This window comes from Bradyrhizobium sp. Kon69 (assembly GCF_055807515.1).
The window spans coordinates 34032-50945 of the sequence record NZ_JBVVOS010000029.1; the positions used below are offsets into that span (position 1 = coordinate 34032).

The 16914-nt window shown below is 58.2% G+C and carries 14 protein-coding genes; 5 read left to right on the plus strand and 9 right to left on the minus strand.

What is annotated here, in order from left to right; translation table 11 throughout:
* Positions 1-24: 24 nt before the first annotated feature.
* The 3 genes from AC0L3U_RS31045 to AC0L3U_RS31055 all read right to left on the minus strand — a co-directional run bounded on the left by AC0L3U_RS31045 (position 25) and on the right by AC0L3U_RS31055 (position 3389).
* Complete coding sequence (locus AC0L3U_RS31045) at positions 25-1692, minus strand: ArnT family glycosyltransferase (RefSeq protein ID WP_473364306.1); 1668 nt, start codon at positions 1690-1692, stop codon at positions 25-27.
* 49 nt (positions 1693-1741) lie between these two features.
* The gene (locus AC0L3U_RS31050; RefSeq protein WP_473364307.1) at positions 1742-2719 is read right to left on the minus strand and encodes a lysylphosphatidylglycerol synthase transmembrane domain-containing protein; all 978 of its coding nucleotides are present in this window, start codon (positions 2717-2719) and stop codon (positions 1742-1744) included.
* A gap of 73 nt (positions 2720-2792) precedes the next feature.
* Positions 2793-3389 carry a TVP38/TMEM64 family protein gene (locus tag AC0L3U_RS31055; protein ID WP_247290255.1) on the minus strand — a complete coding sequence of 199 codons (597 nt, stop codon included), beginning with the start codon at positions 3387-3389 and terminating at the stop codon, positions 2793-2795.
* A gap of 382 nt (positions 3390-3771) precedes the next feature.
* Between AC0L3U_RS31055 and AC0L3U_RS31060 the strand changes: the two genes are divergently transcribed.
* The 4 genes from AC0L3U_RS31060 to AC0L3U_RS31075 all read left to right on the plus strand — a co-directional run bounded on the left by AC0L3U_RS31060 (position 3772) and on the right by AC0L3U_RS31075 (position 8133).
* Positions 3772-3921: a hypothetical protein gene (locus AC0L3U_RS31060; RefSeq protein WP_473364308.1), complete on the plus strand. Its 150-nt coding sequence runs from the start codon at positions 3772-3774 to the stop codon at positions 3919-3921.
* Complete coding sequence (locus AC0L3U_RS31065; protein ID WP_473364309.1) at positions 3918-4952, plus strand: glycosyltransferase family 2 protein; 1035 nt, start codon at positions 3918-3920, stop codon at positions 4950-4952. Before AC0L3U_RS31060 ends, AC0L3U_RS31065 begins: the two co-directional genes overlap by 4 nt.
* Entirely contained in the window at positions 4949-6070 is a 1122-nt protein-coding gene (locus AC0L3U_RS31070; protein WP_247290250.1) for a glycosyltransferase family 4 protein, read from the plus strand. The genes AC0L3U_RS31065 and AC0L3U_RS31070 overlap by 4 nt, the downstream gene beginning before the upstream one ends.
* An 83-nt stretch (positions 6071-6153) precedes the next feature.
* Positions 6154-8133 carry a hypothetical protein gene (locus AC0L3U_RS31075; RefSeq protein ID WP_473364310.1) on the plus strand — a complete coding sequence of 660 codons (1980 nt, stop codon included), beginning with the start codon at positions 6154-6156 and terminating at the stop codon, positions 8131-8133.
* Between the two features lie 1937 nt (positions 8134-10070).
* On the opposite strand, the gene AC0L3U_RS31080 is transcribed toward AC0L3U_RS31075, so the two are convergent.
* The 4 genes from AC0L3U_RS31080 to gmd form a co-directional block, all read right to left on the minus strand.
* Positions 10071-10481 carry a hypothetical protein gene (locus AC0L3U_RS31080; protein ID WP_247290246.1) on the minus strand — a complete coding sequence of 137 codons (411 nt, stop codon included), beginning with the start codon at positions 10479-10481 and terminating at the stop codon, positions 10071-10073.
* Between the two features lie 171 nt (positions 10482-10652).
* Complete coding sequence (locus AC0L3U_RS31085) at positions 10653-11861, minus strand: glycosyltransferase family 4 protein (RefSeq protein ID WP_247290243.1); 1209 nt, start codon at positions 11859-11861, stop codon at positions 10653-10655.
* 21 nt (positions 11862-11882) lie between these two features.
* Positions 11883-12851, minus strand: a complete 969-nt coding sequence (fcl, locus tag AC0L3U_RS31090; protein ID WP_473364311.1) for a GDP-L-fucose synthase — start codon at positions 12849-12851, stop codon at positions 11883-11885.
* Positions 12832-13917, minus strand: a complete 1086-nt coding sequence (gene gmd, locus AC0L3U_RS31095; protein ID WP_247290242.1) for a GDP-mannose 4,6-dehydratase — start codon at positions 13915-13917, stop codon at positions 12832-12834. Before gmd ends, fcl begins: the two co-directional genes overlap by 20 nt.
* Positions 13918-14209: 292 nt before the next feature.
* Between gmd and AC0L3U_RS31100 the strand changes: the two genes are divergently transcribed.
* Complete coding sequence (locus tag AC0L3U_RS31100) at positions 14210-14440, plus strand: hypothetical protein (RefSeq protein ID WP_473364312.1); 231 nt, start codon at positions 14210-14212, stop codon at positions 14438-14440.
* A 680-nt stretch (positions 14441-15120) separates the two neighbouring features.
* On the opposite strand, the gene AC0L3U_RS31105 is transcribed toward AC0L3U_RS31100, so the two are convergent.
* Together AC0L3U_RS31105 and AC0L3U_RS31110 are read right to left on the minus strand one after the other, a co-directional pair.
* Complete coding sequence (locus tag AC0L3U_RS31105) at positions 15121-15702, minus strand: hypothetical protein (protein WP_473364313.1); 582 nt, start codon at positions 15700-15702, stop codon at positions 15121-15123.
* Between the two features lie 8 nt (positions 15703-15710).
* Positions 15711-16910, minus strand: a complete 1200-nt coding sequence (locus AC0L3U_RS31110) for an ERF family protein (protein ID WP_473364348.1) — start codon at positions 16908-16910, stop codon at positions 15711-15713.
* Positions 16911-16914: the final 4 nt, after the last annotated feature.

A 16914-nucleotide genomic window follows, 5' to 3' on the forward strand; every position in this document is an offset into this window, starting at 1 on the left:
TCTCTGCTCGTCGACAGACTCGACTTACTCGTGCTTACGGTAGACCTCGAACGTCCGCTCTCCGACCGCGAAGCTGGCCGTGAGCGCGAAATGCTTAGCCACCACGTCGCCGAACGGAATGCCGTCGCGCACTGTCCCGACAAGCGTGTCGCCATAGTTCTTGCGGCGCTCGATCAGCAGCGTCTGGTAGTCCCGGGCCAGCGCTAGCCGCATGCTGGCCTCGCTCCAGAAGCCGGCTTCCCAGATCACCGCGTTGACCCTGTCGCGCTGGTCGTTCGTCAATCCGGTCTTGGGCTCGCGTAAGACCGTGGGCAGGTACAAGGATCGTGGCTCGATCACGCCGCCGGCCAGCCAAACCGCTTGTGCGACCTCGACCCGATCGCTCAGGACGAAAACGCGGCCTGTTGGAGGGAGGCACGGCCGCAACTGGCGCGAAATCTCCGTCGCCGCTGTCCGCAGTTTTTCAGTTTGCGGGCGCAACAGAGTGGGGAAGGAAGGAAAGACCTGCATCACTGCGGCTGCGATGCAGAGGCCGCCGAGCGCGACATAGACTAGGTGGCGATTGCGCCCAAGCCTGGATATCTCCCCAATCAAGGCCGCCGCGGCGAGCGCGCCAACTGGCAGAAAGTAGTTCGTGTAGGGAATAATGCAGTCGACGCAGTAAGACAGCGACAGCATGTAATGCAGGATGGCGGTGATCCAAAAATAAGCGAGGATCAGGTCGATCGGTTTCAGGCGACGGTCCTCACTCGAGCGCCTGGCTGAATAAATCCGCATCCCGATCATCGCCAGCGTGATCACGGACACAGCAAAATACGGCCGAAAAAAATATGAGTTGAAATAGACAGGGATTTCACGGAGCCGAACCACGGGGTCCAGCGGTGACACCGTAAGCGGCAGGAGGTTGGAGGTTGGGGCCGCCGGCACCCCCAGCGCCATTGCAATCTGCGCCAACCCCGGCGTGTCCAGAACCACATCCACCAAACCACTTCCGAATATCCAGAGTGTTGCCATGGATGCGGCGAGGAACGTCAGAAAGCCGATCGTGAAGCACTGCAGCTTGCGCCTGGGTTCGATCAGGAGGCTCCAGCCGGTCGGGATCATGGCAAACGGCAGCATGTCGGGCCGAGCGAACAACAACGCCCAAAGAATAACGCCGGCAACCGCATAGGCGATCCGTCGTGCGTTTGCAGCGAGCAGAATATGGATCATCGCCAGCGACAGACAACTCACCATCGCATAGGGCGTAGCGGTAGCAAAATAGGTCATGGTTACGGGATACCCCACGACGAGGATGGCCGCGCCAACACCGGCAAGGCGAGTACGGCCGATCCGCGCGCCGGCCAGGTAAACTAGCACCAAGCATCCGATTGCGAACAGGAGCATCAGAGCGCGGCCGGGAAGATAACCGGTGCCGAACAAGCGCTCCATCGAACCGACGGAGTAGAATGGCAGCGGCATGTACCAAGTCGGATCCAGCGCAGAATAGGGTGCGATCTGACCGGTAAGGTACCAGTAGCCCTTCATCAGGTACTTGCCCTCGTCCATCCAGGTGTCGAGCGTAAGGGCATTGAATACGAGCTGGCCAATTGCAAACAGCAGACAAGCCAGCAGCATCCAGCGGGCGAGACGATTGTTGGCCTCTCCGACAATATCGACGGCCGGATGCGATGTTTGGTCGCGTGCCTGCATCGTCAAATCGTCGCAGCTGGAAGGTCGACAGTCGGTCTTAGGCGCGAGATCATGATGGATTCGATATTCCGTCCGTGGCAGATGGCGCAGGCACCGCGTCCCGAGCGTGTAAGCGATGCCATTCGAGAATACTTCCGATGACCGCAAGCAGGCAAGTGACGGCCACGACAAGGGTCGCAAGCGCCAGTGCATCGACCATTGAAACATCTTGCAGACGAAGCAGTGCCACCAGCGCACCTCCCGCAGTTACTTGGCCGATTGTGATCGGAATGAGCCCCGCAATGCTTACCAGTCCGGCGATCCAGCACCAATCGGCGAAGTCGATTTTGATGCCGATACCGACCGCCAGAACAATGAATGTCAGAACGTTGACGATGTGCACCAGCGCCCCGATCGATACGCCCATCACCACCCGCCACCACTGACTGACCGCCACATGCCATTGCCGAATAGCGTTCCGCAATTCCCTGGCGAGTGCGACCGAATAGCCGTTCGTCGAACCTTCGGTCCACGTCACAACGCGTTCGGCCCAACGGAAGACAGCGTCGTGACGCAGCGCAATCAAGGTCCCGATCAGCAAGACCAGGCTCGCCAGCGCAATGTGCTGAAGTCTCGGTGGGTAGTGACTGGAGGACATCCCAAAGCCGATCACCGAGACAGACAGCATCCCGATGAAGGATGTCAGCCGATCGGTGAGGACCGAGACCGCCGCACCGCTGACGTTACCCGAACCGCGGGAAATCAGGTAAATCTTGGCGGCTTCTCCGCTAGCCTGTCCGAGAAAGAAAAAGCTGTAGAACTGACCGATAAAGGCGGCCTTGAAAAGGTCCACCACCCTCAGCGCAGGGATAACAAGCTGCCATTTGACCGCATTCAAGCCGACGGCAAGCATGGATAGCACGAAGGCCGCTGCGTCGCAGGCAAAGCCCGAGCGAGCCACAACCGCATAAATTTCCCTGACATCGCTGAGCCAGACGACGAGCCCTATGGCGACCGGGATGATCACGAATTTCAGGATCGATAACAACCTTCGCATCAATGATCCGGGCCTTTGAGATGTTCCGCCGCGGCTTGAGGGCGCGCATCGAGCTTCAATCCGATCAGCGTTCGAGCCGCACCAGCAGCGTTCTTACGCGCCGCGTAATGAGGGCGATGATCGTGGCGGTAAGCAACAGCGCCACCAGCGGAAACCCAAGCGGTACGCCTGAGGACCCATCATTGAGCAGGGAGGCCCTGCCGGTCGCGCCAAGAAAGGAAAACAGGAATACCTGCGGGGCGCTGAAGACAAAGGTCGCGATCGAATAACTGACGATGTCGATCTTTGTCAGTCCGAACAGATAATTCTGCAATGCGCTGGGAACGGGTGCCCCGAGGCGCGAAAGAGCGATGATGCGCCAGCCCTCTTCGTCCACGGCCTGCGCGACAACCTTGAGCGTCGGCCTCGTCTCCAGCTTTCGACGGAACCAGTTTGCAGCGATGTATCGCGACGAACAGAACGCAAGGATCCCGCCGACGGTCCCGCTCAGCAGAATGATTGGAGCAGCTGCCATCCCGAACGCCACGCCCGCCACAATGATCAGCACGGTGCGAGGAAAGACTATGAAGGCGGTCAATAGAAATACCAGGCAAAGTGCCGCCGCGGAAACCGGCGTCAAACTACCAAAATGCTGAAGCCAATTGCTAAGCGCTTCCGTCATCAGACCAGTACTAGCCCGGATCCTTCGCGGCCCCTGATGGGTTGCTGGAGCGATTGCCGCCGATTTCGCAATAACCCGTGTATTCTCGCACCAACAGGGCTTATTGCAGCCTGACCTGAACCAGCCCCAAACGGAAACCGCAGTAATACGAGCGATCCTCTAGCAAATCAAAATAGCCCTGGCTATAGGCGCCTTCAGGACGATGGGCGGCAGGCTAAAACTAGGCAAATTTGCCTGAGACGCGAGCCTAGGGCCACTAGGTGATGCGTTCCGGCCACGGACGGCTGAGTCGCTATTCGGAGCCCCCGCGCGGTACTTCCCTCTGTGGTCAGATTAGGATAGGCCAAGTCCCTTGGGGGCGTCCCCGCAAGGGGAAATGTTCTTGACAGCCCGGGAGGCGCAGACGGCCTTCGGTCACCGCGATGCCTCGGCTTTCATTCTTTTGCAAAAAGCGAAAATGGATCTGCCAGGTATCCTGGTTCGCCAACCAGATGCTTTCGATCTCGACTACCGTTCTGAGGGACAAAGATGACGAGCAATGTTGAGGTGTCCATCGAGCCACGGTTGAGCGTCGTCATCGCGGTCTTGAATGAGGAGAACAACCTCGCTGCGCTCATCGATGAGATCAACGGCGTCTGCGATGCGCGCGGCTGGGTGCGCGAGATCATTGTGGTCGACGACGGCTCGACCGACAACAGCGCGCGCGTTGCGGGATCGATGGCGAACGTCACGGTTTTCCGCTTTCGGCGTAATTTTGGGCAGACCGCCGCCTTCGACGCTGGCTGCCACGCCGCCCAGTACGAATACGTGATCACCATGGATGGCGACGGGCAGAACGACCCCGCCGACATTCCCAGTTTGATTGCGCATCTGGAGGCCAACAATCTGGACGTTGTCTCGGGCTGGCGCGTCCAACGGCAAGATACGTTTGGCAAGCGCTTCGTCTCGCGCGGCGCAAACCTGCTGCGCAAGGTGTTCCTCAACGACACTATTCACGACAGCGGTTGTTCGTTGAAGGTCTACCGGCGTGAGTGCTTCGACAACGTCCATCTGTACGGTGAAATGCACCGGTTCATCCCGGCGCTACTTGAAATGCGGGGGTTCTCCGTCGGAGAGTTGCCCGTCAATCACAGGCCGCGCCGGAGCGGGACGTCGAAATATAACGCGGTCCGGACCATCAAGGGCCTCGCCGATATCGTGCTGCTCTGGTTCTGGCGCAGCTATTCGGTCAGGCCGATCCATCTGCTCGGCGGCATCGGGGTTCTGTTCTTCCTCATCGCGGCGATTTTCGGCTTGCGCACGGTCTGGCTGTTCGTCACCGACAGGAAGTTGTCGAGCACGCTGGAGCCGCTGCTGACTGTCTTCAGCTTCATCGCGGGGCTGCTGTTCGTGTCGCTGGGAATCCTGACCGACATCCTGATCAAGATCTACTATGCGATATCCGCCGAGCGCTATTATTCGGTTCGCGAGATCGTCAAGAACGGCGCGATTATGAAGGTGACGAATGCCCCGAGCAAGCTGAGCGAAGTGCGTTCCGGGCGTGCGTCGACGGACGCCTTATGATTGCACCCGGCACACAATCAATCACCCGCGACGTGTCGCCGTTATCGGCTTCGTTGAACCAGGTCGGCATCAGCGCATTTCCGTTGTCTATGGGACGCGACACCGGACGCGGCCTAGAACGGGTGATTGCGGAGTTGGTCACAGGCCTTGATGCCATTGAGCAGCCTTACGTCTTCCACGATCGCGGCATGCTCCTCACCGAAGCCGCGGTGCTTAAGCAGGCGCCGAATTTCCTGTGGGATTTGCGCGGCGTCCAGCACGACGTCTGGTTCGGCGTCTATTCGGTGTCGTCGATCTTCACAATTCTGGCGCGCAAGCGCCCGGTCGTCACCGGGGTTTACGATCTCATTCCCTTTCTGGCGCGGGGGTACGACAATTTCCTGAAATACTCGATCAAGCGCCGCTGCATCGAATTCGCGTGCCGGCATAGCGACGGACTGATCGTGCCGTTTCCATCGACGGCCAAACAGGTGGTCGACATGTTCGGCGTGCCGGCGGATCGTATCGGCGTTATCCCGCTTGGCATCGACCACAGTAGATTCTGGTGTGATGCCGCGATTCCTAAGCGCAAATTCCGCATCGGGTTTTTGGGCGAAGCCAAGCGGGCGAAGGGTCTCGATGCCGCGATCCTCGCCTTTGGCGACATTGCCAGGCAGAATCCGGATGCGTTCCTCGCAATCGCAAGCGGCGGCAATGAACTGGAGGAGATGAAGGATCTTGCGCGCAAGAACATTCCGCCGGATCGATATGAATTTGTCGGCTTCGTGCCCGAGGAGAACATAAGGCAGTTCTATTCTGAGTTGGATCTGTTCTTGTTTCCCTCCAGGTATGGATTTGGCCTGAGTGCGGTCGAGGCCATGGCCTGCGGAACGCCGGCAATTACCGGTCGTACGCTTGATTCGACGGAATTCTTTACCCACGAACTATCGTTAGTCGATCCTGACTCGCCCTCGGAACTCGCCGATCGTATCTCGTTGCTTCTAAATGACCGCGAGCGCTACGCCGAGCTGCGGCAATGGGGGCTGCAGCAGGTCCAATCGTTGTCGTGGACTCGCATGGCAGAAAAGTACGTGGAGTTCTGGAAGGAGATCCGCTCCCGATACACATCCCGACTTTAGCGTTCCGGCGGAAACTAACCGGCGGCCGCGCATGCGGTAGTTTGCGCGTCAGGAATTTTCGGCACCTCTAAGGTTTAGCATCATTGTCATCAACAAATTCAGTGTCGCCTAAAACAAAATCGAACGATGTTTTGCGAATACTTGCCACGGTCGGGCTCCTCGCCGCGACGCTGGTGTCGATTGCCACCTATTTTTGGGGCCTCTCCCAATACTCAACTGCAGATCAGACCTCGACTTTGAAGCGGCTCGGTGCATTTCTCGCCGACGTGAGATCCATTCAGTTGAGCGATGGATCTCTTATCTCCAATCTTCTGATTGCCTACCCAGGAGAGTGGCTGAACTCGATCCTGAGCCGTTTGTATCAGCTCAACGATCTGATCGTCTGGGACATTCACTACACGCCAATCTTGCCGTTTGCGTTTTTCCAGGTCGTCGTTGCACTGGTCTTGATGGCTTATCTGGCCTCGCTCGTCGTGAGGTTGGCCGGCGCGTCCACCTGGAGCTCAAACGCTTTTCTGTTCACGCTGCTCGTCGTCATGAACTTTCCGATGCTCAAGGGCATCGCAAAGGTTCTCAAATACGACATTCTGTCTACGTTATTTGCCGCCATCGCCATCCTTCACTACGTCGGATATCGCGCATTTGGGCGCAATGGCGTGGCCGTGATCGCGATATTTTGCGGCCTCGCCTATCTGGAGAAAGACACCTCGCTCTCGATCACGATCCTGATTTGCTGGCTCGAGCTGATGTTGATACCGCTCTTGGTGCCGGCGCCGCGCGAGGCGGCGGCCGCGGCGGGACGATTTTTGGTGATCTTCGGCCTGACCGTTTTAGGAACGTGCGTGTTGCTGGTGCCAAAGATCTGGCTCAATCCGCTCCAGATGCGCTCAATCTTCGCCAGCGTGCCGCTATATTTCGTCAATATCAAGCCGTCCATCGCGCTGCTGCCGTTCGTGGCCCTGTTGCTGATTTACCTGGGGCTGCCGGCAATCCGTAAGCGATGGCCGGCGCTAGTGCCGTCCAAGATGCCGGCGCAAGTCGCCACGATATTCTTTTTAATCATTTCGCTGACTGTCGTGGCACTTGGCGTGTCGGCAATATTGTTCCAGCAGAATGTTCTGTTTGATCCGACAATCGTCGGCAACGACATCGATGTTGAAGCGCTTCGCGCGCAATCGATCTACGTGGCCAGGCCGATTGCCTACAGCGCCATCACGACGATGGATCACAGCGCCATGCTTCAGCATCTCAAGGAATTCTGGAGCATGGCGCGAGTCATTTTCTATACTTTGCCAGAGATCACCCTGGTGATGATCGTCGCCGCCGCGCCATTGTTCCTGTTTTTGGCGCGAAGAAATCGGTCCGTGCTTGATCTTCACATGATACCGCTAATCCTGGTTTTGTTCTTCCCGGTCGCGATGCTGAGCGCGTTTAGCTTCGCGGACCTGCCGTTCGAGCCGAAATACCTCGTTTTGGTAAGCCTGCTACTGACGATTTTCGGCGTCTATCCAATGTTGGTATGGTTCGAGAACATCAGCACCGCGACCACCGCTGCGGTACAGACAACTGTCGCCGCTCTGATGGTGCTGGTCGCACTGTCGGCAGCGCCGTCATATTTGCGATACAAGAACGTGGTGCGGGACCGGGCGCTGGACAATGCCGCTGCGCTAGACATGAATCGCTACATCTGGTGGACGTGGCCTGGCTGGGGTGAGACCGCTTACCCAATGAGCCAGTACGTCGAACAGAACGTTACGACCAAGCCTGTGACGGTCGCGTTCGATTACTGGGCGCCGTTCTATCGCGCACCGGGATTGATCTGGCTGGAAGCTGATTTTGCGAAATGCCAGTCGATGGATGATCTGAAGAAGCGATTGCAGGAAATGGAGGAGCGGTCCGTCGACTTTCAGATCATTAGCAAGAACATGAGCAACAGGCAGTGGTGCTTGAATACCATCCTCGGCAGGATAAAGGATAAGGCAGTGTTCGTCGATAGTCAGCAGGGTTTCGAGTACGGCTGGCTATTCCGATTCGGCGATGTCCTTGAGGCGTTTCCTCACTAGGTTCTTAGAAAAATGCCGGACTTTGTCCGCTTCGGAATGATGGCTTGCTGCTTCTCGCAAGGGCGGCGCTAGCCAACCAAATGCTGCAGCGACAATCCATACCTCGGAACACACCAAGTCGCCGTTCGCGACGATCTCCGCGAAGATGCGCGCCTTATCTCCTTATCTCGTCGCTTCAATTTCGCTGACGGCGGGTCTCGGTGAAGACCTCAACCCGCCGCACCGGCTCGGTAACAGCGTTATGCATTTGTCCATTCTAAGCTAACGGTCCGAAGAGACCGCAGACTCACAGAACACTCCGCCATCTGGTAGAGCGCTGAACAGCGCTTACTAGGTAACCATCAGCCAATCATCGAAATGAGGAACCCGCTTCGCGGCGCCGCTGCCCAGATCGCGACGCTCGCCGCGCCTCACATCCACGTTAGCTGGGAGCGGCGGATCGGGGCGGTAACGACGTGGTTAGTTTGGGTAATAATGGTCGCCTGGTCCCTGATAACGTTCCGATGTGCAGGCTGGATCAACGATTCCGCAGCGCGAAAGGTCATCTGCGGCCGCACACGTGCAAACTAGTCAATCACCCCCGCAGAGTGGCGCACACTTCGTTCATGGTGCATCAACCGATTTCTTTGACTTCGAAAAGCCGAAGGCAACCCAACCGCACGTCATTCTTTGCCAAATATTCTTCGGCAGCCGAGAGAAGATCGTTCACAGCCACAGCATTGTGGCCCTCAGCATTGGTACTAAGTACCAAATGAGTCTCCACCACCAAAACTCTCTTTAGCCGCCAGCTGTCAGTTCTTTAGCTTGTGCGGATGATTGAAGCCCATCAGCAATTGTCCCAACGTTTTCGAGCAAATCCCATGAGCACGCGGTCAGCCAGAATGGATTAAACGTCAGCTCCTAACAGTGCAGTTACCCTATCGCGCGCGAGTCAAGTACCGGCCTAAGCCCGTGACCCACCAGGAGCGCAGACATCGCGGCCATATTTGCTTGTCGTAAATCGTATCGAGTAGCGCTCGTCCCTTTCGAGACTTCGTGAGCTGAGTATCTATCCTAGGACCCCTCATGTCAGCAACTGCAGAGAAGCATTTTGCGACATTCCTAATCCAACCAAGCTCACCCGTTAACTAGAATGTCTTTCCCGGTAGACAGCCTGCTACGCAGGGCTCAGGATTAGAAGACTGGTCGTTGAGCCTTTGAACAGGTACATACGTCTGCCGTTCGCACTCCTCTACTATGACCGGGAGTCTCGACCCTTTGTATTTATCGCCGTCGAAGAAGACGGCGTATGGCGATTGCTGCTTACCAGAGGATGAAGCCACCTCTCTAATACAGACCATGGATGATCCTGGGCCGTGATCAGTCTTGCGCACAGTGGACACTTCGAGCGGACCTGTAAAATGCGCACTATTGGCTGCTTGTGTTACTCCTATCCGCAGCGCATGGTCCGTCAATGGATTTTCCGGAGGAGCCGCAGGAGGCGCAACTGAACTGTCTGTCCAGACCGAGCAGGCGGACAGAAGAAGACATAGCAAGGGAAAGTAACGCATGGGATCAGTCATTGCCCTAAACAAATAAGCGCAGCCATCGCTTGGGACAAGCGCGCCGCAAGCGTCCGCTAATCTGGTTAGGGATATCCGCGCCATCGGCGTGTGTCACTCAATGGATTGAAGGACCACGATTGCCGCATATGAGAGCACTCAAGGATTTGCTCGATAGGAAGCCCCGCCAATGTGATCCGGTCCGTCCAAGAGCAATATCCATTACGATGCCATTACTCAACTATAACGCCGTTGCGGGTAGCTTCCGACGGAACCTCGGCGGAGGCTGCGAGTCCTGGGATGCTTTTCGATTTCTGGCGCCTTGCACCGGGGTCGCGGCGCTCGGCGCGATGAGATTTGTGATGGGGAGGCGTGGTGGATGCAGCCGGTACGTGGCTAGCGCCGGCGTTGCGCTTCGTACGGGTCACGTGCGCCTGGATCAGTCACCCGATAGACGCTCCCATTCGTGTTCGGGTCGGAGTTGTCGGATGCTGAGAATACAAGGACCGGCGGATCGTTGCCTGTCTGAAGGAAAATATATCGGCCGCCGCCCAATGCAGAGACTTCGGCTTCTGGGATGTGCGGCGGCCCGAGCGCCAGACCATTCTCAGTCAATGCCAGCGTCGCGCGGCGTAGGTCGTTCGGGATGTCTCCTTTTGCTCCCGCAATCTTATGGTAAGATAAATAAGCGTTGGGGCCAATCTTGGTGAAAGGTCTGTGTAGCACGTCGGCATCACCTGATGGTTTGTACGTTGCATCAAGGTGAAACGCGATTGGAAGGTACGCCGCGGTCACTACGAATGCCACTATGATAGGTCTCATACCGGTTGTATCCCCGCTAGGACTGTCAGGTTGTGCAGAGCTATACCGTCTGGTCGTTGTTGTCTATTTTCTCTGCGGGTCTGAAGTGTTCTCAGGCAAGCGATCGATCTGATGCGACTTCCGAGTGCATCAGCTACTTTGCAGGCGTGAGGTCGCTCAACGGCGTGCGGCCTGGTCGACTTCGTTCAAGGCCTGCCGATAGCGAGCAAGTGCAATGTCTTCGCGATATTTCTCGGCGATGCCGGCCGCACGAACGCCCTTGTCCTTCGTGGCCTGACGGTCGCCGGCCGCACGGCGAATGGTGCGCGCAAGCTCGGCTGGAGTTTCGGGAGGAACTACCCATCCAATTGCCGCTTCTACAACCACGAGCGCGCCTTCGGAACTGGCTTCGGAGGTGATGATGACGGGTCGCCCGATCGCCAGGATGTTATAAAGGCGGCTAGGGACCGATACGCCAGCGACGTGCCGACGATAAGGAATAACCCAAAGATCGGCCGCAGACAGAAATTCTAAGAGTTCATCTTCGGGAACGGGTTTCAGGATCGTGACATTCTGGAGTCGGTCCTTGGCGTAGAGGTCGTCGAGCGTGGCCCAGCCAACGCCCCATCCGGACAGGATGAAATGAATCTCCTTCTGGTCTTGCAAAAGGCGGGCCGCTTCGAAGACCGTGACGGGATCGTGTGTGAAGCCGAGATTTCCGGAGAGGCCGACGATAAATCTGGACGAATCCGGCGCACGGAAGCGGCTGGCCGGGTCTATCTCTCGATAGCCAATGGGGAGCAGCGCCCAGTTCGGAATGTAGCGAAGCTGCTCGGGGGTGACACCGCGATATTTTTCGATCAGCGGCGGCACGTCGCGCCCGATCACGACGATCGCATCAAGGCGCCGGAACAAGAGCATATTGGCAAAGTGAATGAGGCGGACCGCGAGCGAGTTCGAGTGGACTATGCCGGCCGCCTCGAGCGCTTCCGGGTAGAGATCGTATATCAAAAGCATTGTCTTTGCTCCGCGCAATCGGGCGGCGAGGAGCACAGTGTAAGGCAGAGTGAACGGCGTAGTGACGCAGAACACGATGTCTCCCGACCTTGCCCGCCGCAGGACTGAGAAGAACATCTGCGTTGCAAGAAGACATATCGCTGCCGCCCGCTGGACGATCGCTGACTTGCGAGGATTCCAGTTCTTGATTTCAACGACCTCGGGCTTGCCGGTTTGGCCGATCGCGCGCGAGCCCGGCGTTGCCGAGATCACGACGACCTGGCGATCCCTGGCGAGGCTCTCGGCGATCCTTCCGATATAGACTGCCGTTGTGGTCGTGTCAGGCGGATAGAACTGTGCCGCGACGATCAGTTTTGAGGAAGTGGTCATATGCAACGTGATCCTCGGCGGTCAGTCGTGCGGCTTATGGCCGTTTGTCTGGCTTTCCGCCCGATACGCCTCGTAGACGCGCTTCAAGCCATTCTCGAGCGAAGTCGTCGTGTGCCATCCGAGCTCGTCGAGCCTGCTGACGTCGAGCAGCTTGCGCGGCGTGCCGTCGGGGCGCGAGGTGTCGAAACTGATCCCGCCGCGATAGCCGACGATTTTGGCGACGACGCGGGCGAACTCGGCGATGGTGATGTCCTCGCCGGTGCCGATGTTGACCAGATCCGCGCCGGAATAGGTCTTCATCAGATGCACGCAGGCATCCGCCATGTCGTCGACATAGAGGAACTCGCGCCGCGGCGTGCCGGTGCCCCAGACGGCGACGCTCTTGGCGCCCGCCAGCTTCGCCTCATGGAAGCGGCGGATAAGCGCGGCGACGACGTGGCTCAGCTCGGGATGGTAGTTATCCCCCGGGCCGTAGAGATTGGTCGGCATTACGCTGATGAAGTCGCTGCCATACTGACTGCGATAGGCCTCCGCCATCTTGATGCCGGCGATCTTGGCGATCGCATAGGGCTCGTTGGTCGGCTCCAGCGGGCCTGTCAGCATCGAGTCCTCGCGCAAGGGCTGCGGCGCTAGCTTCGGATAGATGCAGGACGATCCCAGAAACATCAGCTTCTCGGCGCCGTTTTGGTGCGCCGCCTGGATCACGTTCGCCGTGATCGCGATGTTGTCATAGATGAACTCGGCGCGCAGCGTGTTGTTGGCGACGATACCGCCAACCTTGGCCGCAGCCATGAAGATCACTCGCGGTCGCACCTTTGCGAACCAGTCGAGCACTTGGGCCTGGTTGCGGAGATCGACTTCACGGCGGTCGACGGTGACAAGCTTGACTTCTTCCCGCGCCAGCCGGCGAACGATCGCGCTGCCGACCATGCCGCGATGGCCAGCGACGTAGACGCTTTTGCCCCTCAGCTCAAACGGTACGCTTGCCATTTGCGACATCCCGCTTGGCCTCAGCTAGATCGCTTGCCATCATCTCTTCGACGAGTTGCGCAAAGGACCGCTTCGGCTTCCAGCCCAGCACCTGACGCGCCTTGCTGGAATCGCCGATCAGCAGATCGACCTCGGTCGGCCGGAAATAAGTCGGGTCGATCTTCACCAAAGTCTTGCCGCTCTTGGCATCGACACCGATTTCGTCCACGCCGGCGCCGCGCCATTCGATGCTGCGGCCGACATGCGCGAAGGAGAGCTCGATCAGTTCGCGCACCGAGCGCGTCTCACCGGTGGCAAGCACGAAATCATCGGGCTTTTCGGCCTGCAGGATCATGTGCATGCCCTCGACGTAGTCCTTGGCATGACCCCAGTCTCGCTTGGCCTCGAGATTGCCGAGATAGAGCGTCTCCTCCAGCCCTACCTCGATCCGCGCCACGCCGCGGGTGATCTTGCGGGTGACGAATGTCTCGCCGCGGATCGGGCTCTCATGGTTGAACAGGATGCCGTTAGTGGCAAACATGCCGTAGGCTTCGCGGTAGTTCACCGTGATCCAGTAGCCGTAGAGCTTGGCGACGCCGTAAGGCGAGCGCGGATAGAACGGTGTGGTCTCCTTCTGCGGGATCTCCTGCACGAGGCCGTAAAGCTCCGACGTCGAGGCCTGGTAGAACCGCGCCTCCTTCTCCATACCGAGGATGCGGATCGCCTCCAGTAGGCGCAGCACGCCGATGGCATCGGCGTTGGCGGTGTATTCCGGGCTCTCGAAGCTGACGGCGACGTGGCTCTGGGCGGCGAGATTGTAGATCTCGGTCGGCCGAATCTGCTGCACCAGGCGGATCAGATTGGTCGAATCCGTCATGTCGCCATAATGCATTAGGAACGGCACGTTTCCGACATGCGGGTCCTGGTAGAGATGATCGACCCGCGCGGTGTTGAACGAGGACGAACGCCGCTTGATCCCGTGCACGACATAGCCGAGCGAAAGCAGGTATTCGGCGAGGTAGGCGCCGTCCTGCCCGGTAATACCCGTGATCAGAGCAATCCGTTGTCCGGCATCTTTGACATTCATAGCTTTACCGAAGTGTCGCCCTTTTTGTAAACTGCAGTGTGCGCATCCACTCTGTGCGTCCTTACCCTCGGCTCCAGAGGAGCGCAAGAAAATTAGACAGTGTTGTCAACGGACTACGTGGCTCTAGATGGAGGGAACCGTCGCAAAGGCGTTCCGCCTGGCCGCAAAATGCACAGCGCGTACTTGACTCCCCCGTACCACCAGATAGTTCGTCCGTCGAGCGGGATCTCAGGCACTTTCTGATGGCTCGTTTCCAGTTCATGGAATTGTTTGAAACCTAGGGATATCGCTTATGGCCTTCAATCATCCGAATGCTCGGGCAGTTTGGGAAGCCAAGGAGCTGACGGCGGACGGCATCAAAAGGGTATTAGTCTTGGAGACCTATTTGGTGCTTACCCCCAGTGTAGACGGCCATGACCATGGAGCTGTGAGCGATCTTCTCTCGGCGGCCAATAGATATTTGGCTCAGAATGCCACACAGTTGGATTGCGTTCGGTTGTTCGAAATTAAGGAAATTGGTTGACCGTGTGGACTGTTCATATGACAGCTTAGGATTCTAGTCCGCTGGCTCGCGAAGGGCGGCCGTAGACGGGCAGAACACCGACTCCTGCAGCTTGGAAGTCTCAGCAACGTGCCATGCGATGAAAATATTAGACGTGCACGGCTATCTCCCGTAAGCAAACGTAGTATCGGCCTGGCCCGTGGTCCGTTGTCCGTGGGGCGGAGATTTCAACCGGCTGCGCTAACTTCTGATCCTTCACGGAGGTGCCGACGCCTTTTTGGATGGCCTCTTCACTAGGCGGCTGAAAGGGCTGGACGGCAGGGGCGGGGGCGCAGAGGCTTCTACCCAGATTGAAGAACAGCTCGATAAGAGCAAACAAAAAAGCGGCGTGTAAACTCTCACTCCAGTAACTCCACTCTCTAGGACCGAGATAAGTCCAGACGTGATCAAGTTCATTCTTCCGGATCTTACGGCTCTAGGCCCTCAAGATCGAAGCCGGTGTCACTACCATCCGCCGCGACGCGGATACGGCGATGATCGTGGCCATGGTCCATGTGCTAAAGGCAACTTGGTGGTCACCGGCCGAATCGTCAGCGTCTTCAAGATCCTTGTTGAATGAAAGGCACGCTAGACGGTATTCGGTTTTACGATCTCGATGCATCGCTGAATTGTTCCTGAAGCGGCGAATTGTACCTCGTTCTTCATCGTAACTGTGGTTGAGCGCGGACGAAGTTAGCCGGATCCTGCATTCGGCGGCGGCTATTGATCTCCTTTAGCAAGAACAGCCGTCTCAGCTGTGCCGCGTTCATTAACGTTTCGAACAAGGTGAAGATCTCGCGGGCCTGCACGTAAACTTCCACGCTAATGGCGTGCTGATCGAAGCCATATGATGCCAGACGTGCTTCAATCTCGTCTGCCGCGATGCGGTCGAGCCGCCAATCGAGCGCGTTCTGAACGATGTAGTGTTCGGCGTCATTTTCGAAGTCGGGCACGATACCGGGCACGTCTATCCGACGAAGCGTCATCTCTATTGCATTTTGTCGATATGATTCCAGCAGCTTGTGCCGCAGAATTCGATAGCGCTGCATCTCCCAGGACAGCTCCGCAACATCAATGGCAAGCAGCCACTCGATGGCCGATTGGGGGGCTATGTCGCGGAAGATGACGGTCTGGAGCGCGCGATAATGGTCGATGCTTTCTCCAGGCAGAAGTTGCGGAGCGGGACACAAGGCCTGAAATTCGGCTGGAATAGCGGATGTGGTTGCGGGCGTGGCGTTGCTCAAGGGGCCATTCATTGGCGTGTGACCTCCGGCCTGCCCTGCGATGTGGTGTCGAAAGTGGCCACAGTAGGATTGGCGTGGTCATGAACAGGGCTGGTTGCCCATAATTCGTTCGCGACAGGCGAGGGCGATATCTGCATATCGGCCCACCACGCCTTTTCGTTGCCATGCCGATGCAGGGCCTGGTGATGAGAGCGGCATAAGGGCACGGTGAATTCGTCGCTGACCTTGCGCCCGAGTGCTCGCGGCTGGGCGAACTTGAGGTGGTGGGCATCGGATGGAGCCTGCTTGCAGACCAGGCAAGGCTGTGCCCGGATAAAAGCAAGGTGGGCCTTGCTCCGCTTGCGCGGGGGCTCTTTGGGGAAGGCGAGGCCGCCCCCTCGCTGGTCCGCCGGCCCATCGGAGCTTGAGCCTGGGATAGCGGCTTGGGAGAGGGAAAGTTCTTCCGCCGGTTCCTGTCCGGTGGCACGCTCGGGCTCGGATGGTGGCAGATCAGCTTCGGTCTCAAGCCGGGCCATCTCCTCGAACCTCACCCGATAGGCCGCCTCAAGCGCCCGGGCGTCGGCCTCAAGCAGGGTGTTCTTCAGGGGAAGGCTGGTTTTGGCCCAAGCCAGGAGGTCGTCGCTATTCCCCAAGGCTGCAGCCAGCTCCGCCAGCAGCCGCTCCAGTAGCTCAGCGGATTGCTGGGGCTTCAGGATAGCCGGTCGGTTCAAGACGGCTTTGGCGGGCTTCGCTTTGGGCCCGGGAGCCATTTGCGGCTGGGCAGCCGCGGGAGGTCCGGCGATTGCATCGGGCGCGTCGAGGTCGTCCTCACCGGCAATGCCAACCAGAGCAAAAAGCGCGTAGCGGCGGGCATAGGTCAATGAGGCTCCCATCCGATGCGGTGCCTCGACCTCCTTTGCGGGGCAGACCGGCCAATCGGAGGAGATCCATTCACCGGAGGCATGGGCCAGCAGGGTCGTGAGACGCACTTGGCCGCTGCTGGAGTCGATCCGTGTGGTCTGGACGGTTGCGATCTCCTGCTTGCTGAGGGTCTTGCGGACAAGGTCCAGGCCTGAAGCCAGGGAGGCGTAGCGGAAGGTCCGGTCGTCCTCCCGCGGGAAGGGGGACCGGATTACCGCCGTGAGGGTCTTTTCCGGGTTGGTAAGCTCGGCCTGTGCTCGGGCAAGGGCACCCGCGATGGCCCCGATCCGCTCACTGGACTGATGCATCGGA

Bases quoted from the DNA above. Each gene is read 5' to 3' on its own strand.
- gmd (WP_247290242.1), bottom strand. From the start codon at position 13,917: ATGAATGTCAAAGATGCCGGACAACGGATTGCTCTGATCACGGGTATT.
- AC0L3U_RS31055 (WP_247290255.1), bottom strand. From the start codon at position 3,389: ATGACGGAAGCGCTTAGCAATTGGCTTCAGCATTTTGGTAGTTTGACG.
- AC0L3U_RS31110 (WP_473364348.1), bottom strand. From the start codon at position 16,910: ATGCATCAGTCCAGTGAGCGGATCGGGGCCATCGCGGGTGCCCTTGCC.
- AC0L3U_RS31085 (WP_247290243.1), bottom strand. From the start codon at position 11,861: ATGACCACTTCCTCAAAACTGATCGTCGCGGCACAGTTCTATCCGCCT.
- AC0L3U_RS31065 (WP_473364309.1), top strand. From the start codon at position 3,918: ATGACGAGCAATGTTGAGGTGTCCATCGAGCCACGGTTGAGCGTCGTC.
- AC0L3U_RS31070 (WP_247290250.1), top strand. From the start codon at position 4,949: ATGATTGCACCCGGCACACAATCAATCACCCGCGACGTGTCGCCGTTA.
- AC0L3U_RS31045 (WP_473364306.1), bottom strand. From the start codon at position 1,692: ATGCAGGCACGCGACCAAACATCGCATCCGGCCGTCGATATTGTCGGA.
- fcl (WP_473364311.1), bottom strand. From the start codon at position 12,851: ATGGCAAGCGTACCGTTTGAGCTGAGGGGCAAAAGCGTCTACGTCGCT.
- AC0L3U_RS31100 (WP_473364312.1), top strand. From the start codon at position 14,210: ATGGCCTTCAATCATCCGAATGCTCGGGCAGTTTGGGAAGCCAAGGAG.